At 33.0% G+C, this 17,277-nt stretch carries 16 protein-coding genes; 8 read left to right on the forward strand and 8 right to left on the reverse strand.

Features of this window, described 5'->3' with window-relative positions; translation table 11 throughout:
* Window positions 1-56: 56 nt before the first annotated feature.
* The 8 genes from porD to E0F91_RS02215 all read left to right on the forward strand — a co-directional run bounded on the left by porD (window position 57) and on the right by E0F91_RS02215 (window position 8,800).
* A complete protein-coding gene (gene porD, locus E0F91_RS02180) occupies window positions 57-941 on the forward strand; it encodes a type IX secretion system protein PorD (RefSeq protein ID WP_132064730.1) in 885 nt (294 codons plus the stop codon).
* A gap of 51 nt (window positions 942-992) precedes the next feature.
* Entirely contained in the window at window positions 993-2,645 is a 1,653-nt protein-coding gene (recN, locus tag E0F91_RS02185) for a DNA repair protein RecN (protein ID WP_132064731.1), read from the forward strand.
* A gap of 78 nt (window positions 2,646-2,723) precedes the next feature.
* The gene (locus tag E0F91_RS02190; protein ID WP_132064732.1) at window positions 2,724-3,431 is read left to right on the forward strand and encodes a hypothetical protein; all 708 of its coding nucleotides are present in this window, start codon (window positions 2,724-2,726) and stop codon (window positions 3,429-3,431) included.
* Window positions 3,432-3,497: 66 nt separating this feature from the next.
* Entirely contained in the window at window positions 3,498-4,688 is a 1,191-nt protein-coding gene (gene fabV, locus E0F91_RS02195) for an enoyl-ACP reductase FabV (protein WP_132064733.1), read from the forward strand.
* Between the two features lie 152 nt (window positions 4,689-4,840).
* Window positions 4,841-5,842: a glycosyltransferase family 2 protein gene (locus tag E0F91_RS02200; RefSeq protein WP_132064734.1), complete on the forward strand. Its 1,002-nt coding sequence runs from the start codon at window positions 4,841-4,843 to the stop codon at window positions 5,840-5,842.
* 1 nt (window position 5,843) lies between these two features.
* Window positions 5,844-6,440, forward strand: coding sequence for a dephospho-CoA kinase (gene coaE, locus E0F91_RS02205; protein WP_132064735.1), 597 nt, complete (start codon window positions 5,844-5,846; stop codon window positions 6,438-6,440).
* A 59-nt stretch (window positions 6,441-6,499) separates the two neighbouring features.
* The gene (locus E0F91_RS02210; RefSeq protein WP_132064736.1) at window positions 6,500-8,083 is read left to right on the forward strand and encodes a sensor histidine kinase; all 1,584 of its coding nucleotides are present in this window, start codon (window positions 6,500-6,502) and stop codon (window positions 8,081-8,083) included.
* A 3-nt stretch (window positions 8,084-8,086) separates the two neighbouring features.
* The gene (locus tag E0F91_RS02215) at window positions 8,087-8,800 is read left to right on the forward strand and encodes a response regulator transcription factor (RefSeq protein ID WP_132064737.1); all 714 of its coding nucleotides are present in this window, start codon (window positions 8,087-8,089) and stop codon (window positions 8,798-8,800) included.
* A 191-nt stretch (window positions 8,801-8,991) separates the two neighbouring features.
* Here E0F91_RS02215 and E0F91_RS02220 read toward each other — a convergent pair whose 3' ends face one another.
* The 8 genes from E0F91_RS02220 to E0F91_RS02255 form a co-directional block, all read right to left on the reverse strand.
* Window positions 8,992-9,732 carry an acyl-[acyl-carrier-protein] thioesterase gene (locus tag E0F91_RS02220; protein WP_132064738.1) on the reverse strand — a complete coding sequence of 247 codons (741 nt, stop codon included), beginning with the start codon at window positions 9,730-9,732 and terminating at the stop codon, window positions 8,992-8,994.
* A gap of 51 nt (window positions 9,733-9,783) precedes the next feature.
* Window positions 9,784-10,701, reverse strand: coding sequence for a tRNA (adenosine(37)-N6)-dimethylallyltransferase MiaA (gene miaA / locus E0F91_RS02225; RefSeq protein ID WP_132064739.1), 918 nt, complete (start codon window positions 10,699-10,701; stop codon window positions 9,784-9,786).
* Window positions 10,702-10,860: 159 nt separating this feature from the next.
* The gene (locus E0F91_RS02230) at window positions 10,861-11,691 is read right to left on the reverse strand and encodes an ion transporter (protein ID WP_132064740.1); all 831 of its coding nucleotides are present in this window, start codon (window positions 11,689-11,691) and stop codon (window positions 10,861-10,863) included.
* A gap of 24 nt (window positions 11,692-11,715) precedes the next feature.
* Window positions 11,716-13,077, reverse strand: a complete 1,362-nt coding sequence (locus E0F91_RS02235; protein ID WP_132064741.1) for an exonuclease domain-containing protein — start codon at window positions 13,075-13,077, stop codon at window positions 11,716-11,718.
* A 108-nt stretch (window positions 13,078-13,185) separates the two neighbouring features.
* On the reverse strand, window positions 13,186-13,839 hold the full coding sequence (locus E0F91_RS02240) for a YggS family pyridoxal phosphate-dependent enzyme (RefSeq protein WP_132064742.1): 654 nt from the start codon (window positions 13,837-13,839) through the stop codon (window positions 13,186-13,188).
* A 37-nt stretch (window positions 13,840-13,876) separates the two neighbouring features.
* Window positions 13,877-15,097: a DUF1015 domain-containing protein gene (locus E0F91_RS02245; RefSeq protein ID WP_132064743.1), complete on the reverse strand. Its 1,221-nt coding sequence runs from the start codon at window positions 15,095-15,097 to the stop codon at window positions 13,877-13,879.
* 184 nt (window positions 15,098-15,281) lie between these two features.
* Window positions 15,282-16,169 carry a 3-hydroxyacyl-CoA dehydrogenase family protein gene (locus E0F91_RS02250; protein WP_132064744.1) on the reverse strand — a complete coding sequence of 296 codons (888 nt, stop codon included), beginning with the start codon at window positions 16,167-16,169 and terminating at the stop codon, window positions 15,282-15,284.
* An 87-nt stretch (window positions 16,170-16,256) separates the two neighbouring features.
* A complete protein-coding gene (locus E0F91_RS02255; RefSeq protein WP_132064745.1) occupies window positions 16,257-17,222 on the reverse strand; it encodes a Gfo/Idh/MocA family protein in 966 nt (321 codons plus the stop codon).
* Window positions 17,223-17,277: the final 55 nt, after the last annotated feature.

Genomic DNA, 17,277 nt, shown 5'->3' on the forward strand with positions numbered 1-17,277 from the left:
TTATATCTTTAATAGTAGTTGTTAATTTGACAAAATCCTAAAATAAAAATCTACAAATGAATAAAATATTTACTTTTTTGCTGCTTTTTATTCTTGGAATTGCTCAAGCGCAACAGTTGAATTGTACCGTTACGGTTGATTCACAAAGATTAGGCGCTACTAATCAACAAATTTTTAAAAGCTTAGAGACTGCTATAACCGAGTTTGTAAATAAAACAGATTGGACGGGTGTTGCGGTGAAGCAAAATGAAAAAATTAATTGTTCGATGTACATAACTATCTCTTCAAATAGTTCGGATCAATTTACAGCTACCATTCAAGTGCAATCATCAAGACCTATTTTTAATTCCTCCTATTCTTCTCCAGTATTCAATTATAATGATAAAGATTTTAATTTTAGGTACACGGAGTTTGAAAACCTAATATTTAGTCCAACTACATTTGATTCTAATTTAGTTTCGGTTCTTGCTTTTTATAGTTATGTTATTTTAGCAATGGATGCAGATACTTTTGTTTTGGAATCTGGAAACCCTAATTTTGAAATTGCTCAAAACATTTCAAATGTGGCACAACAAGGAGGCTCAAAAGGTTGGAGTCAAGCGGATGGCAACCAAACGCGTTTTTTTTTAATAAATGATATGCTATCACCAACTTTTAAACAAATTAGACAAACGGTTTTTGATTATCACACCGGTTTAGATGTAATGACTAAAGAGGTTAAGATTGCTAAAGAAAAAATTAAAGTGGCAGTAATGAATTTATCAAGATTAAATGCTTTAAGACCAAACGCCTTTCTAACGCGTGTTTTTTTTGATGCCAAATCAGATGAAATTGTTTCTGTTTTTTCAGGAGGTCCAAGCATTACTGTATCTGACTTAGTCGATAATCTTAATAAAATTTCCCCTTTGAACTCGAGTAAATGGATGTCAATTAAACAGTAGTTTTTTCATTCTTTAGCTCAATTCTAGTCTCTCATTCCTAAAATAAATATAATGATAACGTCACTTTCGATAAAAAACTATGCTTTAATAGAAAAATTGACTATTGATTTTTCCAAGGGTTTTTCAACAATAACCGGAGAAACAGGTGCTGGTAAATCTATTATTTTAGGTGCATTAGGTCTTGTTCTAGGAAAAAGAGCAGATTTAACTTCCTTGAAAAACAAAGAGGAAAAATGCATTATTGAAGCTCATTTTGAAATTTCAAAGTATAATTTATTGCCTTTTTTTGAAGCTAATGATTTAGATTATGAAACCGAAACTATAATTAGACGTGAGATTCTCCCATCAGGGAAATCTAGGGCTTTTATTAATGACAGTCCGGTGAATCTTCAGGAACTTCAGGAATTGAGTTTGTTTTTAATAGACATTCATTCGCAACAGCAAACACAAGAACTTTCAGATGAAAATGTCCAGTTTAACATTATTGATGCCATTGCTGGTAATAAGGAAACTATTTTAGAGTATCAAGTACTTTTAAAAAATTATAAAGCAGATAAATCTAAATTGAACGCACTGCTAAAAAAACAAAGTGAATCTAATAAAGAGCAGGAATACAATGCGTTTTTGTTAGATGAATTAGTAGCAGCTAATCTAAAATCAGGGGAACAGGAAACGCTAGAAGCTGATTTTGAGAAATTAAATAATGTTGAAATTATAAAAGAATCTATTGATAAGGCTTTGGCTATTGCTAATGACGAACAAATAGGTGTGATGAATAATCTGAAAGAAATTAAAGTGGCTTTACAGAAAATTGCTCCTTTTTCTGCGGATTATCAATCTTTATTAGACAGAATTGCAAGCGTAACGATTGAATTTGATGATATTTCAGAAGAGATTAGTCGCAGTTCAGAAAAATTGGTAAATGATCCAGAGCAATTGGATTTAATTAGTCAAAAGCTGCAAGTTATTTTTAGTTTGCAAAAGAAACATCAGGTTAGTACGGTGGAAGAACTATTGCAGATTCAAAGTAAATTAGAAAATTTAGTTTTAGAATTAGGTAGCATAGAGGAAGAAATTGCAGTATTGACGGATTCAATAGAGCAAAAAACTTCAAGTTTAGATGCTTTGTCAGCTGACATTCATGATAAAAGAGTAGAGTCTATTCCAGTTTTGTCTCAAAAGTTAATAGTGATTTTAGAAACTTTAGGAATGCCAAATGTTCGTTTCAAAATAGAAATTAATTCGGTGGAAACGTATTTCCCAAATGGTAAAGATATTCTTCAGTTTTTGTTTTCGGCTAATAAAGGAACTGATTTCGGTCTATTGAAAAAAGTAGCTTCTGGAGGAGAAATGTCGAGAATTATGTTGGCTGTTAAAGCAATCTTGGCAAAATATTCAAAACTACCAACACTGATTTTTGATGAAATTGACACGGGTGTATCCGGTGAAATTGCTATCAGAATGGGAGAAATAATGAAAGATATGAGTAAAGAGATGCAAATTTTTGCCATCACACATTTACCTCAAATTGCCGCAAAGGGGAATGCCCATTTTAAAGTATTTAAATCCACTGTTGGTGACGATACGCAATCGGAGTTAAAGTTGTTAAATGATCAAGATCGAGTGGTAGAAATTGCTCAAATGTTGTCTGGAACTGTTGTTTCTGAATCAGCCTTAAATCATGCGAAAGCCTTGTTGAACTAATATTTTAAATTATATTTGTCGCTAAAAAAAGAAGGACTCAATTAATTTACTAATGTGATTTTAAAGTAAAATAGAACTATGAATAAATCAATTGGGATATTTAGCGTAATCTGTATATTTTTTTTTAATACTTCTTTTGGGCAAACTATGACAACAACTGATGGTGTAGGTTTAGATAATAGAAATACTTCTATGTATGTTGTCAGTGATTATTCAGATGGATTTTATGTTACTTTAGAAGATTTTATAAACAAAAAAAAGACCAAACTTAATCCAGTTGAACGCAGAGCGATTGTTGGATTTGAAAAAAAAGTAATACCTAAAGATGTTATTGTAGATCATGTGTTTCTTTATACGGTAGCTGATCAAATGAAACTGACGGGAGTTTTTGCTGTTTCGCTAGAAGGAAATCTTTATATACAACAAAAAAATTTCCGTAAGTATGCGGTAAAAGGAGATAAAAATGAAGAAGGAAATAATCCAAACTCGTACCATAGAGTGTTGCAAGCTGGAAGGTTTTTCTATTTAGAAGCGGAACTTGCTAATAGCTGGTCAAAGGGATTTGCTTATGGAAGCGGTGGAGCTGTTGGAGGTGTAATAGGATCTTCCATGAATCGATTAAAGGGGATTGTATTTGATGTCGTTAAAAAAGAGTTTAATGTTTTAAAAGATTGTAAAGATTTTAATGAATTTTTAACAATTCATCAAGCGGAAAACCTAGAATGCAAAAACAAAAAAATGGATATCGAAACGGTAAGAGAAAATATTAACAAAATTATTAAATAAGAAATTTGTTTTTTAAATCAAAAGAGGAACAAACTGAACAATATAAAACGGAAATAAAAGACAGTTATGATTATTGAACCAAGAATGAGAGGATTTATTTGTACGACATCACACCCAGAAGGATGCGCGCAAAATGTTAAAAATCAGATAGAATACATAAAATCTAAAGGAGCTGTTAATGGAGCAAAAAAAGTCTTAGTGATTGGTGCTTCTACTGGTTTTGGTTTGGCTTCCAGAATTACAAGCGCTTTTGGATGTGACGCAGCAACTATTGGTGTATTTTTTGAAAAAGCACCTTCTGAAGGAAAAACGGCTTCGCCTGGTTGGTATAATTCAGCCGCTTTCGAAACCGAAGCACATACTGCTGGATTGTATGCAAAAAGCATTAATGGAGATGCATTTTCTAATGAAATCAAAAAACAAACAATAGATCTTATAAAAGCGGATTTAGGTCAGGTAGATTTAATTATCTATAGTTTAGCGTCCCCAGTTCGCATGCATCCTACAACAGGAGTGTTGCACCGTTCTGTTTTGAAACCTATTGGAAGTACCTTTACAAATAAAACCGTTGATTTTCACTCTGGAAAAGTATCAGAGATTTCTATCGAACCATGCAGTGGTGACGATATTGAAAATACAGTTGCCGTAATGGGTGGCGAGGATTGGTCGATGTGGATTGATGCTTTAAAAGCTGAAAATTTATTGGCTCCTGGAGCAACAACGGTTGCGTATTCTTATATTGGTCCCTCATTGACCGAAGCAGTTTACAGAAAAGGGACTATCGGTCGTGCAAAAGACCATCTTGAAGCGACGGCTTTTGCTATCACTGATCGTTTAGCCAGTATAGATGGAAAAGCATATGTATCCGTTAACAAAGCATTAGTAACGCAGGCTAGTTCTGCTATTCCAGTTATTCCATTGTATATTTCATTGCTTTACAAAATAATGAAAGAAGAAGGAATTCATGAAGGATGTATTGAACAAATTCAACGTTTGTATCAAGAGAGATTGTACACAGGAAATGAAGTTCCTGTTGATGATAGCGGTAGAATTCGGATTGATGACTTAGAAATGCGTTCGGATGTTCAGGAAAAAGTAGCTAAATTGTGGATCCAGGCCGTAACTGAAAACTTAGCTGAAATAGGGGATTTAGAAGGATACAGAAAAGATTTTTATAATTTATTTGGATTTGATGTTGCAGGTGTAGATTATAAGGCGGAAACAAACGAAGTAGTAAATATCGAAAGTATTGCCTAATTAGAAGCATCTCTACTACTGGAAATAGAGGAATAAAATATAAACTATTTTAAAACCATCAACTGTAAGTTGGTGGTTTTTTTATGGAGAAAGATTATATTTGTTAAAATTTTCAAATTCCAAAATACAATACTAATACGACATTATAATTTATGCTGTTTTCCTTAATAATTCCAGTTTATAATCGGCCAGATGAAGTGGACGAACTCTTAGAAAGCTTAACTCATTCCACCTATAAAGAGATATTTGAAATTGTACTTGTGGAAGATGGTTCTACTTTAGTATGTAAGGAAGTGGCACAAAAGTATGGTGATAGACTTGATATTTCATATTATTATAAAGACAACTCTGGTCCTGGTGATTCTAGAAATTACGGTATGAAAAAGGCTAGAGGAGATTATTTTATCATTTTTGATTCGGATTGTATTATTCCAAAAGAATATTTATCAGTCGTTGACACCGCTTTAAAGCAAGACTATGTTGATTGTTTTGGTGGACCAGACCAAGCTTTAGACAGTTTCTCGGACATACAAAAAGCAATCAATTTTGCTATGACTTCCTTTCTTACAACCGGTGGAATAAGAGGTGGTTCGGAGAAAATAGGGAAGTTTCAACCTAGAAGTTTTAATATGGGATTGTCTCGTAAAGGGTTTGAAGCATCCAAAGGTTTTGGAAACATTCATCCTGGTGAAGATCCAGATTTATCGATTCGTTTGTGGAATTTAGGATTTGAAACTAAACTTTTCCCAAATGCTTACGTGTATCATAAACGAAGAATAGACTGGGATAAGTTTTCCATTCAGGTAAATAAATTTGGCAAAGCAAGACCCATTTTAAATAGCTGGTATCCAAAATACAGTAAATTGACTTTTTTCTTTCCTTCCATTTTTATTATTGGATTTTTTATCTCCTTTGTATTGATGTTAGTTTTTAATTTTGATTCGCTACTTCAATTGTATTTTGTGTACTTTTTGGTACTGTTTTTGGTGTCTTCTTACCAGAATAAGAGTATTAAAATTGGTTATTTATCTTTAATAGCTGTTTGGAAACAGTTTTATGGGTATGGTTTAGGTTTTATAAAATCCTATTTTAAAGTGATAATTTTAAAGCAAAAACCCCAAGAAGCTTTTCCTGAATTATTTTTCAAAATATAATATGACAAAAATTATTGGATTAACGGGTGGCATTGGAAGCGGGAAAACGACCATTGCTAATTATTTTCATTCGTGTGGGATTCCAATCTATATTGCTGATGATGAGGCGAGAAAATTAATGCAATCATCAGAAATTGTAGCTGCTATTAAAAATACATTTGGCGATATTGTTTTTGAGAATGGCAATATAAATAGAGAAAAACTGGCTAAAATTGTGTTTAATGAACCTGCTAGATTAGCACAACTAAATGCGATTGTTCATCCGGCAGTAAAAAGACATTTTAAACAATGGCTAGTGGAGAATAAAGCAGCTGCATACATAATATATGAAACAGCCATCTTGTTTGAAAGCGGAAGTTATAAAGACTGCGATTTAATCATAACCATCACAGCCCCTGTAGAAACTAGAATTCAGCGTGTTCTTGATCGAGACAAAACGACTCGCGAAGCGATTTTAAAAAGGATGGATGCACAATGGAGCGATGAAAAACGAACTGCAAAAAGTGATTTTGTTGTAGAAAATAGTACAATCGAAATTGCCAAACGTGAAGTAGATCAAATTCTTAAAATTTTAAAGATTAAACAAAAACACACATAGGTGTTAATGTTTGGTTAATCTATTATTTAATATATTGTTAAAATACTAAATTTGTTTCGATGAACAAACTTTTTTTTAGATTACTTGTTTTATTGATGAGCTTATCCCTTATTGGGATTATTCTTGTACAGGTGTATTGGTTTAATACCTCTTTCAAAAATAATGATGAGCAGTTTAAATTCCATGTTAAGCAAGTTATTGGTAATGTGGCTGATAAAATTCAAAAGCAGGAAGCGTATAACTTTTATGACAAAATAAATCATTACAAAGACAGTACCGGAAAAGTACCTAAGAAGGACGACATACTGGAGTTTTATTATGTTCAAAAAAATCCAAGAACAAATAAAACAATTATATATTCAAACAGTATAATTTCAGAAGATTATAATATATCACCAACGTTCTTTGATAAAAAATTTGATAGTGAGAAGTTTAAGAGTTTTAGCTCTAAACGGGTTACTGAAGTCTATAGCGATAATTCTATTGATAAATCAACCGTAAATAAAAGTTTAATACCAGATATTAGAATTGAGAAAATAGGAAACTTAGACGTTTTAGATAACGCTTCTTTTGAGATATATTATAAAGATTTTGCATCGGTACTGCCTATTCAAGAAAGAGTTTCAAAAGAAACATTAAGCAAACTAATCAAAAAAGAATTAGAAGAATATGGCGTTAATACTAAATTCGAATTTAGTGTATACAGTAATAATTTAGCCACTAAAGTAAAATCTACTGATTTTAAATACGATAAAGAGGCAACCTATTCCATTCCGATATTTTCAGATAACGAAGGCAATAGTAAATATCAATTGCTCGTTACTTTTCCTCATAAAAAGAAATTTTTATTGTCTGAATTGGTTAGTGTTACCGTACTATCGATCATTTTTACGCTTATTATTTTAATTGCTTACTCTAGTGCTTTGAATCAATTGATTCGCCAACGTCAAATTTCTGAAATCAAAAATGATTTTATCAATAACATGACGCATGAGTTTAAAACGCCAATTGCAACAATAAATTTAGCCCTGGATGCCATTAGAAATCCAAAGATAATTGATGATAAAGAGAAGGTTCTTAGATACCTTCAAATGATAAAAGATGAGAATAAAAGGATGCATGCGCAAGTAGAGAATGTATTGCGTATTTCTAAATTAGAAAAGAAAGAATTAAATATTATCAAAGAATCTCATAACATTCATGATATTATAAATGACGCAATAGAACACGTAAATTTAATATTAGAAGATAGGGAAGGAACGATCGTTAGTCATTTTAATGCGCTTCGAACTACAGTGTTAATAAATGATGTTCATTTTACCAATGTGATTGTAAATATTTTAGAGAACGCCATAAAATATTCTCCAAATGTACCAGAAATTGAGGTTTTTACAGAAAATATCAAGGACATGATCATTATCAAAATAAAAGATAAAGGTTTAGGAATGAGTAAAATTGCTCAAAAAAGAATTTTTGAGAAGTTTTATAGAGAACATACAGGTGACATCCATAACGTAAAAGGTCATGGTTTAGGTTTAGCGTATGTAAAAAGAATTGTGGATGACCATAACGGTCAAGTTTATGTAGAAAGTGAAAAGGGAAAAGGGAGTACCTTCATAATAAAATTACCATTAATAAATTAGAATATGGAAAATGTAAATAAAAAAATACTTTTAGTTGAAGATGACCTTAATTTTGGAGCGGTTTTAAAAGATTATTTAATGTTAAATGATTTTGACGTGACCCTAGCTAAGAACGGAATGGAAGGATTTGAAAAATTCAAAAAAGACACTTTCGACTTATGTATTCTAGACGTCATGATGCCTTATAAAGATGGTTATACTTTAGCTAAGGAAATCAGAGAAAAAAATAATGAAGTGCCTATTATTTTCTTGACAGCCAAATCGATGAAAGAAGATGTGCTGAAGGGATATAAAGCGGGTGCTGATGATTACTTGAATAAACCTTTTGATTCTGAAGTATTGTTGATGAAAATCAAAGCGATAATACAAAGAAAATCTTCAGATACTAAAGCAGAACAAATACAGTTTGAGTTCAATATAGGTAAATTTCATCTGAATTCTAAACTACGTTTTTTAACGTTTAATAATGAAGAGCCAATAAAATTATCTCCAAAAGAGAACGAATTATTGAAAATGCTGATTCTTCATGAAAATGATTTAATGCCAAGAGAATTAGCCTTGACAAAAATCTGGAGAGATGATAACTATTTTACTTCAAGAAGTATGGATGTGTACATCGCTAAACTTAGAAAATACCTGAAATTGGATGAAAATGTTGAAATTTTAAACATCCACGGAGAAGGATTTAGATTAGTTGTCAAAAATAAAGTAGCATAATAAAGGAAAGAGGCTTCAAGAAATTGGAGCCTTTTTTTTTGGAGCTAATTCCTGCTATCCATTACAATCTTTATTCTCGTTAAAGAAACGAGAATAAAGGATTTCCATTGCTATCAGGGCTAGGGTTTAGAATGAGTAGATGTGTTTATTTTACATGGGAAAATTTCTCTAAAAATGGCACTAAATACGTATTATTTCCAATTCAGTTGCAAAGCAAAACTTGTTTTATCACCCTTGGTAATGCTAAACACCGTTTTACTCTCGGAAATAGTTTCGTGTATTAGAACCTTATCCTTCAAAGATAATTCTTTTAAGAAATTCATCTCAAAACTTTCAATTTTTTGGTTAAGGATTAAGTTTTCGTCTGCTAAATCCAAGCACCACTCTAGATATTTGACATTATTGACATGATTTACAATATCTAAATCGGATAAGAATACTGTTTTTTCAAAAACTATTTCTTTGTCATGATCCAAATTAATTTTTGAAAATCCATGTACTGTGGCTTTGGTATTAGGATAGAGTTCAAAATGATCAAACGGTAAAGCTAAACCTTCAGGACGACGCTTTTCAGTATTGAAAACAGCCCAAAACGTCTCAGATCCTACAATTTTTTCTCCGTTAACATGCATTTCTAACGCCCGAACAGAACGGGAGTTTTCCAGTGAATTGATCCATGTTTTTACCGTAACGGTATCTCCCCATTTTGGTAATTTAGAGATTTCAACACGCATCCTGCTTAAAACCCAAGCTTGATCGAACTCCTGCATGTCTGTAAAACTAATTCCGCCAACTTCAGAATGGGCTGCAGCGGTTAGTTGCAGAATATTGCATAAATCAGTATACTTTAAAAAGCCATTTGGAGCACATTGCGTAAAATTGATTTCCCAGTCTTTGCTGAGAACAGAGGTAAAGTTTGGAGATATAGACATAGCTAATTTAAATCGTGTTATATGTGAATTTTGTGCGGCAATTGACGGGCACTATTTCTTAGAATTTATGTATTCAATTATTTTTTCAAAGGGAGTTTCAAAATCAAACCATTTGGTGATTTCATTTCTTTTAAACCAAGTGAGTTGGCGTTTGGAGAAGCGTCTAGTATTTTTCTTTATTTCTTCGATGGCAAATTCCAGTGAAATTTCTCGATTAAAATAACTGAATAATTCCCGATAACCCACAGTTTGTAATGCATTCAATTCTTTATTTGGGAATAAGGATTTGGCCTCAGCCAGAAGACCTTCGTTCATCATAATGTCCACACGTTGATTGATGCGGTTATAAATGATTTTTCTATCGGCTTCCAAACCTATTAAAATAGGAGTGAAGTTGCGACTGTTTTTTTTCTGGTTTAAAAAAGAAGAATATGGTTTTCCAGAACCCATGCAAACTTCTACAAAACGCATCATTCGTTGCGGATTTTGTAGGGTTTGTGGATTTTCGATGGATAGTGTTTTATAATAATCAGGATCTAAAACTTCGAGTTTTTGTTGTAAATATCCGATTCCCAGTTTTTCATAATTCGCATTTATATCGGAACGAATCGCAGGATCAATTTCGGGAAATTCATCGAAACCCTTTAGAATGGCGTCAACATACAATCCCGATCCACCTACTAAAATGACGTAATCGTTAGTTAAAAAAAGGTCCTCTAGTTTTATGACACCTTCTTTCTCGAAATCTCCTACGGTATAGTTTTCTAAAATAGATTTATTTTGGATAAAATGGTGGTTGGCTGCAGCCAATTCTAATTTGCTGGGAACTGCAGTTCCAATAGTCATTTCCTTGAAAAACTGTCGGCTGTCACAGGAAATGATGTCGCATTGGAAGTAATTAGCCAATACAATGCTTAGGGCAGTTTTCCCGATAGCAGTAGGTCCAACAATAGTGATTAGGTATTTCATATTTTTTAGCCCAGATGGAAACGGAAACCCCGTAGTTATGGAAGTTAGTTTTTCTTGGTGTAAAAGAGCGACTGGAAGAAGCTCCTTTTAAACTATAGAAAAACAACTGGAATAACGAGGAGTTGCAGAGTACAGCTGGATTGGCTTCAAATTAATAAATTATAGTTCTGTTCCACAATGAAAACAATATTTAGCATTAAATTCATGGCCTTCGGTACCGCAACTAGAGCATGGATTGACTCTTTGGGCCAATGCTTTTTTACGATTAGTATTTGCAAATTCAGCAGAAACGATACCAGTAGGAACGGCGATTATTCCGTATCCCATGATCATGACTAACGAGGCAATGGCTTGTCCTAGCGGTGTAATAGGTGAAATATCACCATAGCCAACCGTTGTTAGCGTTACTATAGTCCAATAAATACTGATAGGAATGCTAGTGAAGCCACCTTCTTTTCCTTCGACTACATACATGATTGATCCTATTATGATGCTACTAATTAGCATGAAGTAGATGAAAATAAGAATTTTACCTTTGCTGGCAATTAATGCTTCCCTTAAATGAATGGATTGGCTCGAGAATTGGGGATGTTTTAGAATCTTAAATAGTCGTAAAAGTCTAAAAGCACGAAATATAGTTAAGATACTGGTTCCAACGAAAAACAGTGATAAATACATGGGTAATGTTGCAATCAAATCGATAACTCCATAAAAACTAAAAATATATTTTAATGGTTTATTTATAGAAACAATGCGAAGCAAGTATTCCAGGGTGAAGAAAATGGTGATAATCCATTCTAAAACAATAAGTTCTTGATGGTATTTTGTGTCGAAACCTTTTACGGTTTCGAGCATAACAATTACTACACTTAGTAGTATCACACCTAAAAGTACGAGATCAAATAGACGTCCTGAAGCTGTATTTGTCCCGTAAATTATGATATTAGCTTTTTGTCTGAAGGTGTCAAATTTTGACTTTATTCTTTGCATACTTTAATAGGGATTGACATGCGTTTAGAATCGTATTGTCTTTAACGTTTTATTTTTTCTAATATGCCCCTGAATGATGTTTTTGGTATCACGGTTATTTTGCATTGGAATTATAATGTTTCTCAGGATTTCAACATTGTGGATTTGGTAGTTTAAATCATAAAAGGCATAGCCTTTATAAATGCCATTTTCTATTAAAACTGCGGATCTTTCGCTTATCGATCTTCCTTTGTCAATTAGTACTATATTTTGATTTTCAAAACTATTTTTTTTGATAAATTCTTGAACTCTTGCATTGTATTCTTCAGGAGAAATAGCATCTATGCACGCTCCGTCGCATTCTTTTATGCTGTATTGAAAACAATTTGTTTTAGTAGTATACAATCCCGTTAATTTTTGGCATAAATTGTAGTGAGAGGTGATTCTAAACAAAGCATTTTTTCCTTCTTGAATGGAAGTGAAAGAGGTAATTTCTTTTTTACGACCGTCAGCTTTTTGTAGTTTTAAGTTGATGTATCCTTTTTCATCTTTTTCAGCATACAAAGCCAGTTGGAAAATACTTTTTCGTTGAGCCCTGTTGTATATGGGTTTGTTTATTTTTATTTCTTCGCTTTCTTTCAATAAAGCGACAAGCTCACTGCCAGTTTCATCATAGGTTACGGTGAAAACTTCAGCTTGAATTTTTTTGCATTTAGTTGATGTTCCTGTAAAATGCTGGTTAATTCGTTTTTTTATATTTCGGCTTTTGCCAATGTAAATTAGATTTCCTTTTTCATTATGAATGTAATACACTCCGGTTTTAGCTGGTAATTTAGATACAATATCTAATAATTTTGGTGCAATTCCTTTTTGGATTTCCAGTTTAATAAAATCTTTTACGATTTCTTTTTCCAAATCTTTTTCCAGCAGAATTTTAAATAATTTAACTGTTGCTAAAGCATCACCATTAGCTCGGTGACGATCTGCCATTGGGATTCCAAGCGCACGCACAAGCTTTCCAAGACTGTGGGAAGGTTGCTCTGGTAATAGTTTTTTCGATAATTCGACCGTGCAAAGTGTTTGGGATTCAAAATCGTAACCTAAACGGCGAAATTCAGTTCTTAGGATTCTGTAATCAAAGGAGGCATTATGAGCCACGATTACACAATCTGCTGTCATTTCAATAATGCGTTTAGCGACTTCAAAAAACTTAGGAGCTGAGCGCAACATAGCATTATTTATACCAGTAAGTTTAACGACAAACGGTTGAATGGGAATTTCAGGATTTACCAAACTGATGAATTGATCTACCACTTCATGGCCATCAAATTTATAGATAGCGATTTCAGTAATTCCCTCTTCGTTGAATTGTCCTCCTGTAGTTTCTATGTCTAATATTGCGTACAAATTTTTTATTTAATGTTTAATGTTACAAATGATGAAACAGCTGAAATACTTCGCCAGTTCGCTATTGCTCAGATCAAAAATCGGTAATTAAAAATCGAAATTTGAAAATCAATTTCTTCCTCCAAAGATACTACTTCCTATTCGAACCATTGTGCTTCCACACTCAATTGCGAGTTGGTAATCTCCGGACATTCCCATAGATAGAATTGTTAATTGAGAATTGTGAACTGCAAATGAATCAAAAATCGATTTCAAATGGGTAAATTCTTTTTTTATTTGGTCTTTGTTGTCCGTAAAGGTTGCCATTCCCATTAAACCAACAATACGTATGTTCCTCATTTCTTGAAATTCGCTTGATGATAGCAGTGAATTAAGTTCTTGCTCGTCAAGACCAAATTTAGTTTCTTCTTCCGCTATGTGTATTTGCAATAAGCAATCGATGACTCTATCTACTTTAGCGGCTTGTTTATTGATTTCCTGTACTAACTTCAAGCTATCTACTCCATGAATCAAGTTCACAAATGGAGCCATAAATTTGACTTTATTGGTTTGCACGTGTCCTATCATGTGCCATTGAATATCTTTTGGCATTGCCTCGCATTTCTCTGCCATTTCTTGGATTTTATTTTCTCCAAAAATACGTTGGCCTGCATCATAGGCTTCCATAAGAGCTGCAATTGGTTTGGTTTTAGAAACGGCGACTAAGGTTACTTGCGCTGGTAAAGTGGATTGTATGGAAAGTATATTTTTAGCTATTGACATTTTTTAAATCTTTTAATTTTTAAACTTTTAATTTGACCTAGAGTTCATAGACAACTAAACCGCTTCTGAATTTAGGTTCAATATACGTACTTTTAGGCGGCATAATGAGATCAGCGTCAGCCAATGCTTTTATTTCTCCAATATTTGATGGAAATAGAATAAAACCAATTTCAAATTCCTCCTGATCGATTTTATTTTGTAGTTCTAGTACGGATTGTTTTCCTGAAAGGTATTCTATACGTTCATCATTGCGTAAATCTTCAATGGCTAAAATGGGTAATAACACTTTTTTGTACAAGATTTGTGTGTCTAAACTATCCAAGGCAGTCTCGAAAATTTCATCTTCATTTCGCAAATTTAGACTATAAAAAGAATGGTCTAAATACATTCCGAATTCATGTTTTCGGGAAGGCTGGAATGCTTGTTGGAATTTATTTTCTATAATAAAATCCTTTTGCAGTTCTTGTAAAAAGGCTTCTTTGGTAAATCCGTTCAAATCCTTTACCAAACGATTGAATTCGTATATTTTGATGTTATTTTCAGAAATTAAGTAGCTAAGGATGTGATTTTTAGCCGTATTTCCTGGGTTGTCATTTTCTTCGGATAATAATTTAAGCGCTTCAGTTCGATGATGACCGTCTGCGATGTAAAGGCTTTGCGTTTTTTCGAAAATATTCTGAAGCCAATTTATTTCTAAGGCATCTTCAATTTTCCACAGATAGTGAATCTCTTTTTTTGTAGTCGAAAATTCAAAATCGGCTAATTTTTGGGTAGAGTTAAATATCCAGTTTTCAATGGTTTTATTATCAGGATAAGTCATCAAAACGGGTTCCGTATTAAACTCTGAATATTTCATGTAATCTTTGAGTAATCGGACCCTAAATGCGATAATATCCTCGTGTTTTTTAATGATATTATTGCAATAATCAGCTACACTTGTACCAACGATAATTCCGGTAAAAGATTGCGTTTTAGTTACAATTTTATGAATGTATATTGCCGGTTTTTTGTCCTTTACTAAAATAATTTCATTTTTGAAATCCTCATATTTTTGATGAACTTGGCGGTATCTTTTTTCAAAAGAAACGGTTTCCTGATTCGTATAAGCAGGTTTGAGAATATGTAAAAAAGACAATGGATTGAAGTCCAATTGCGCCGCTAATTCAGCATTTACATATTCTTCGTAAGAGCGACAGGTAACAAGACAAACTTTATCGCGAGTGGGACGAACTGCTTTGAAAGGAACTATTTTAGCCAAACTATTTTAGTTTAATGTTTAAGGATTTGCTTTTTTGAAACCAACTAGTATGGAATTCAAAAATTCATTACTAGCCCCGATTAAAGTGGAAATCCTTTTTTGTTCTTTCTTTAAGAACAAAAAGATTGCAACGGAAAGCGGGACAAAAATGGTTATAGAAACAAGTGATTTGCTTCAGAAAAAATTAAATAAATTGTTTAGCAATCTTCTCCGCTTTTTTAGTTTCAGAATAATCATAGAAACCTTCACCGGATTTTACGCCAATTTTTCCTGCCCGAACCATGTTAACTAATAAGGGACAAGGCGCATATTTTGGATTTTTGAAACCATCATACATTACATTTAAAATGGCCAAACACACGTCAAGTCCAATAAAATCAGCTAATTGTAAAGGTCCCATAGGGTGTCCCATCCCTAATTTCATCACGGTGTCAATTTCATAAACACCGGCCACTTTGTTGTATAATGTTTCGATTGCTTCGTTGATCATAGGCATCAAAATTCTATTGGCTACAAATCCAGGGTAATCATTTACTTCAACGGGAGTTTTTCCTAATTTTTCCGAAAGATTCATGATGATTTGAGTCACTTCGTCCGAAGTAGTATAACCACGAATTATTTCTACAAGCTTCATGATGGGCACCGGATTCATAAAATGCATCCCGATAACACGCTCAGGATGTGCCACCACGGCTCCGATTTGTGTGATAGAAATTGAAGAGGTATTAGTTGCTAAAATGGTACTGTGCGAACATGCTTCGTTCAATTGCTTGAAAATATTTAGTTTTAATTCTACATTTTCAGTAGCTGCTTCAATAACTAAATCAACGCCAACAACACCATCTTTGATATCAGTGTAAGTGATTATATTGGTAATCGTTTTGGCTTTGTCTTCTTCAGTTATGGTTCCTTTGGAAACCATTCGGTCTAAATTGGTCGCAATAGTTGCCATTCCTTTATCCAAAGATTTCTCTGATACATCTATTAATTTTACGGTAAAACCACTTTGTGCAAAAGTATGGGCGATTCCATTCCCCATTGTTCCTGCTCCGATTACGGCTATTGTCTTCATATATTTTTTTAGTTTGAAGTTTAAAAGCTTAAAGTTTAAAGTTCACTGGAGCAACTTTATACCTTAAACTTTAAACAAATTTTTTATTTACTTTTTAAAACAATCAATAATTTGGTAGGCTACTCTTAAGGCTTCTGTGGCTTGCTCCAATGTCACAACTGGAGTTGAATTAGTATTTATTGCATCTGCAAAAGATTCCAATTCGTCCAGAATGGCGTTGTTTTGTTCTACATCAGGATTGGAGAAATAGATTTGTTTTTTTACACCTTCTGCATTTTGTAAAATCATGTCAAAATCACCTGGAACCTCAGGTGCATCTTTCATTTTGACCACTTCGCATTTTTTTTCTAAGAAATCTACAGAGATGTAGGCATCTTTCTGGAAAAAACGAGATTTACGCATGTTTTTCATCGAAATTCTGCTGGCTGTTAAATTAGCCACACAACCATTTTCGAATTCGATTCTTGCATTAGCAATATCAGGAGTGTCACTAATTACAGAAACGCCGCTGGCACTAATATTTTTTACTTTAGATTTTACTACGCTTAAAATGGCGTCAATATCATGAATCATCAAATCCAAAACTACGGGAACATCAGTTCCACGAGGATTGAATTCAGCAAGACGATGGGCTTCAATAAACATAGGGTTTTCAATCATGTTTTTGGTTGCGATGAATGCTGGATTAAAACGCTCTACATGACCAACTTGGCCTTTGACCTTATATTCATTTGCCAAAGCTATAATTTCTTCTGCCTCTTCAACGGTATTTGAAATTGGTTTTTCTATGAAAACATGTTTGCCAGATTTGATAGCAACTTTGGCACATTTATAATGGGAAAGGGTAGGGGTAACAATATCAATTATATCGACAGCATGAATAAGTGTGGCGATTGTATTAAAATGTTTGTAACCAAATTCTTTAGAAACTTTTTCAGCATTTTCTTGGTTTGGGTCATAAAAACCAACTAATTCATACTTTTCAGATTGTTGTAATAAACGCAAATGTATTTTTCCTAGATGGCCAGCACCTAATACTCCAATTTTTAGCATAATGATTTAATTTATACAAAAATAGCAATAAAATGGTTAAAATTCAATTTTTAAA

The sequence above is a fragment of the Flavobacterium sandaracinum genome, from assembly GCF_004349135.1.
In the GTDB taxonomy this organism is placed as follows: Bacteria; Bacteroidota; Bacteroidia; order Flavobacteriales; family Flavobacteriaceae; genus Flavobacterium; species Flavobacterium sandaracinum.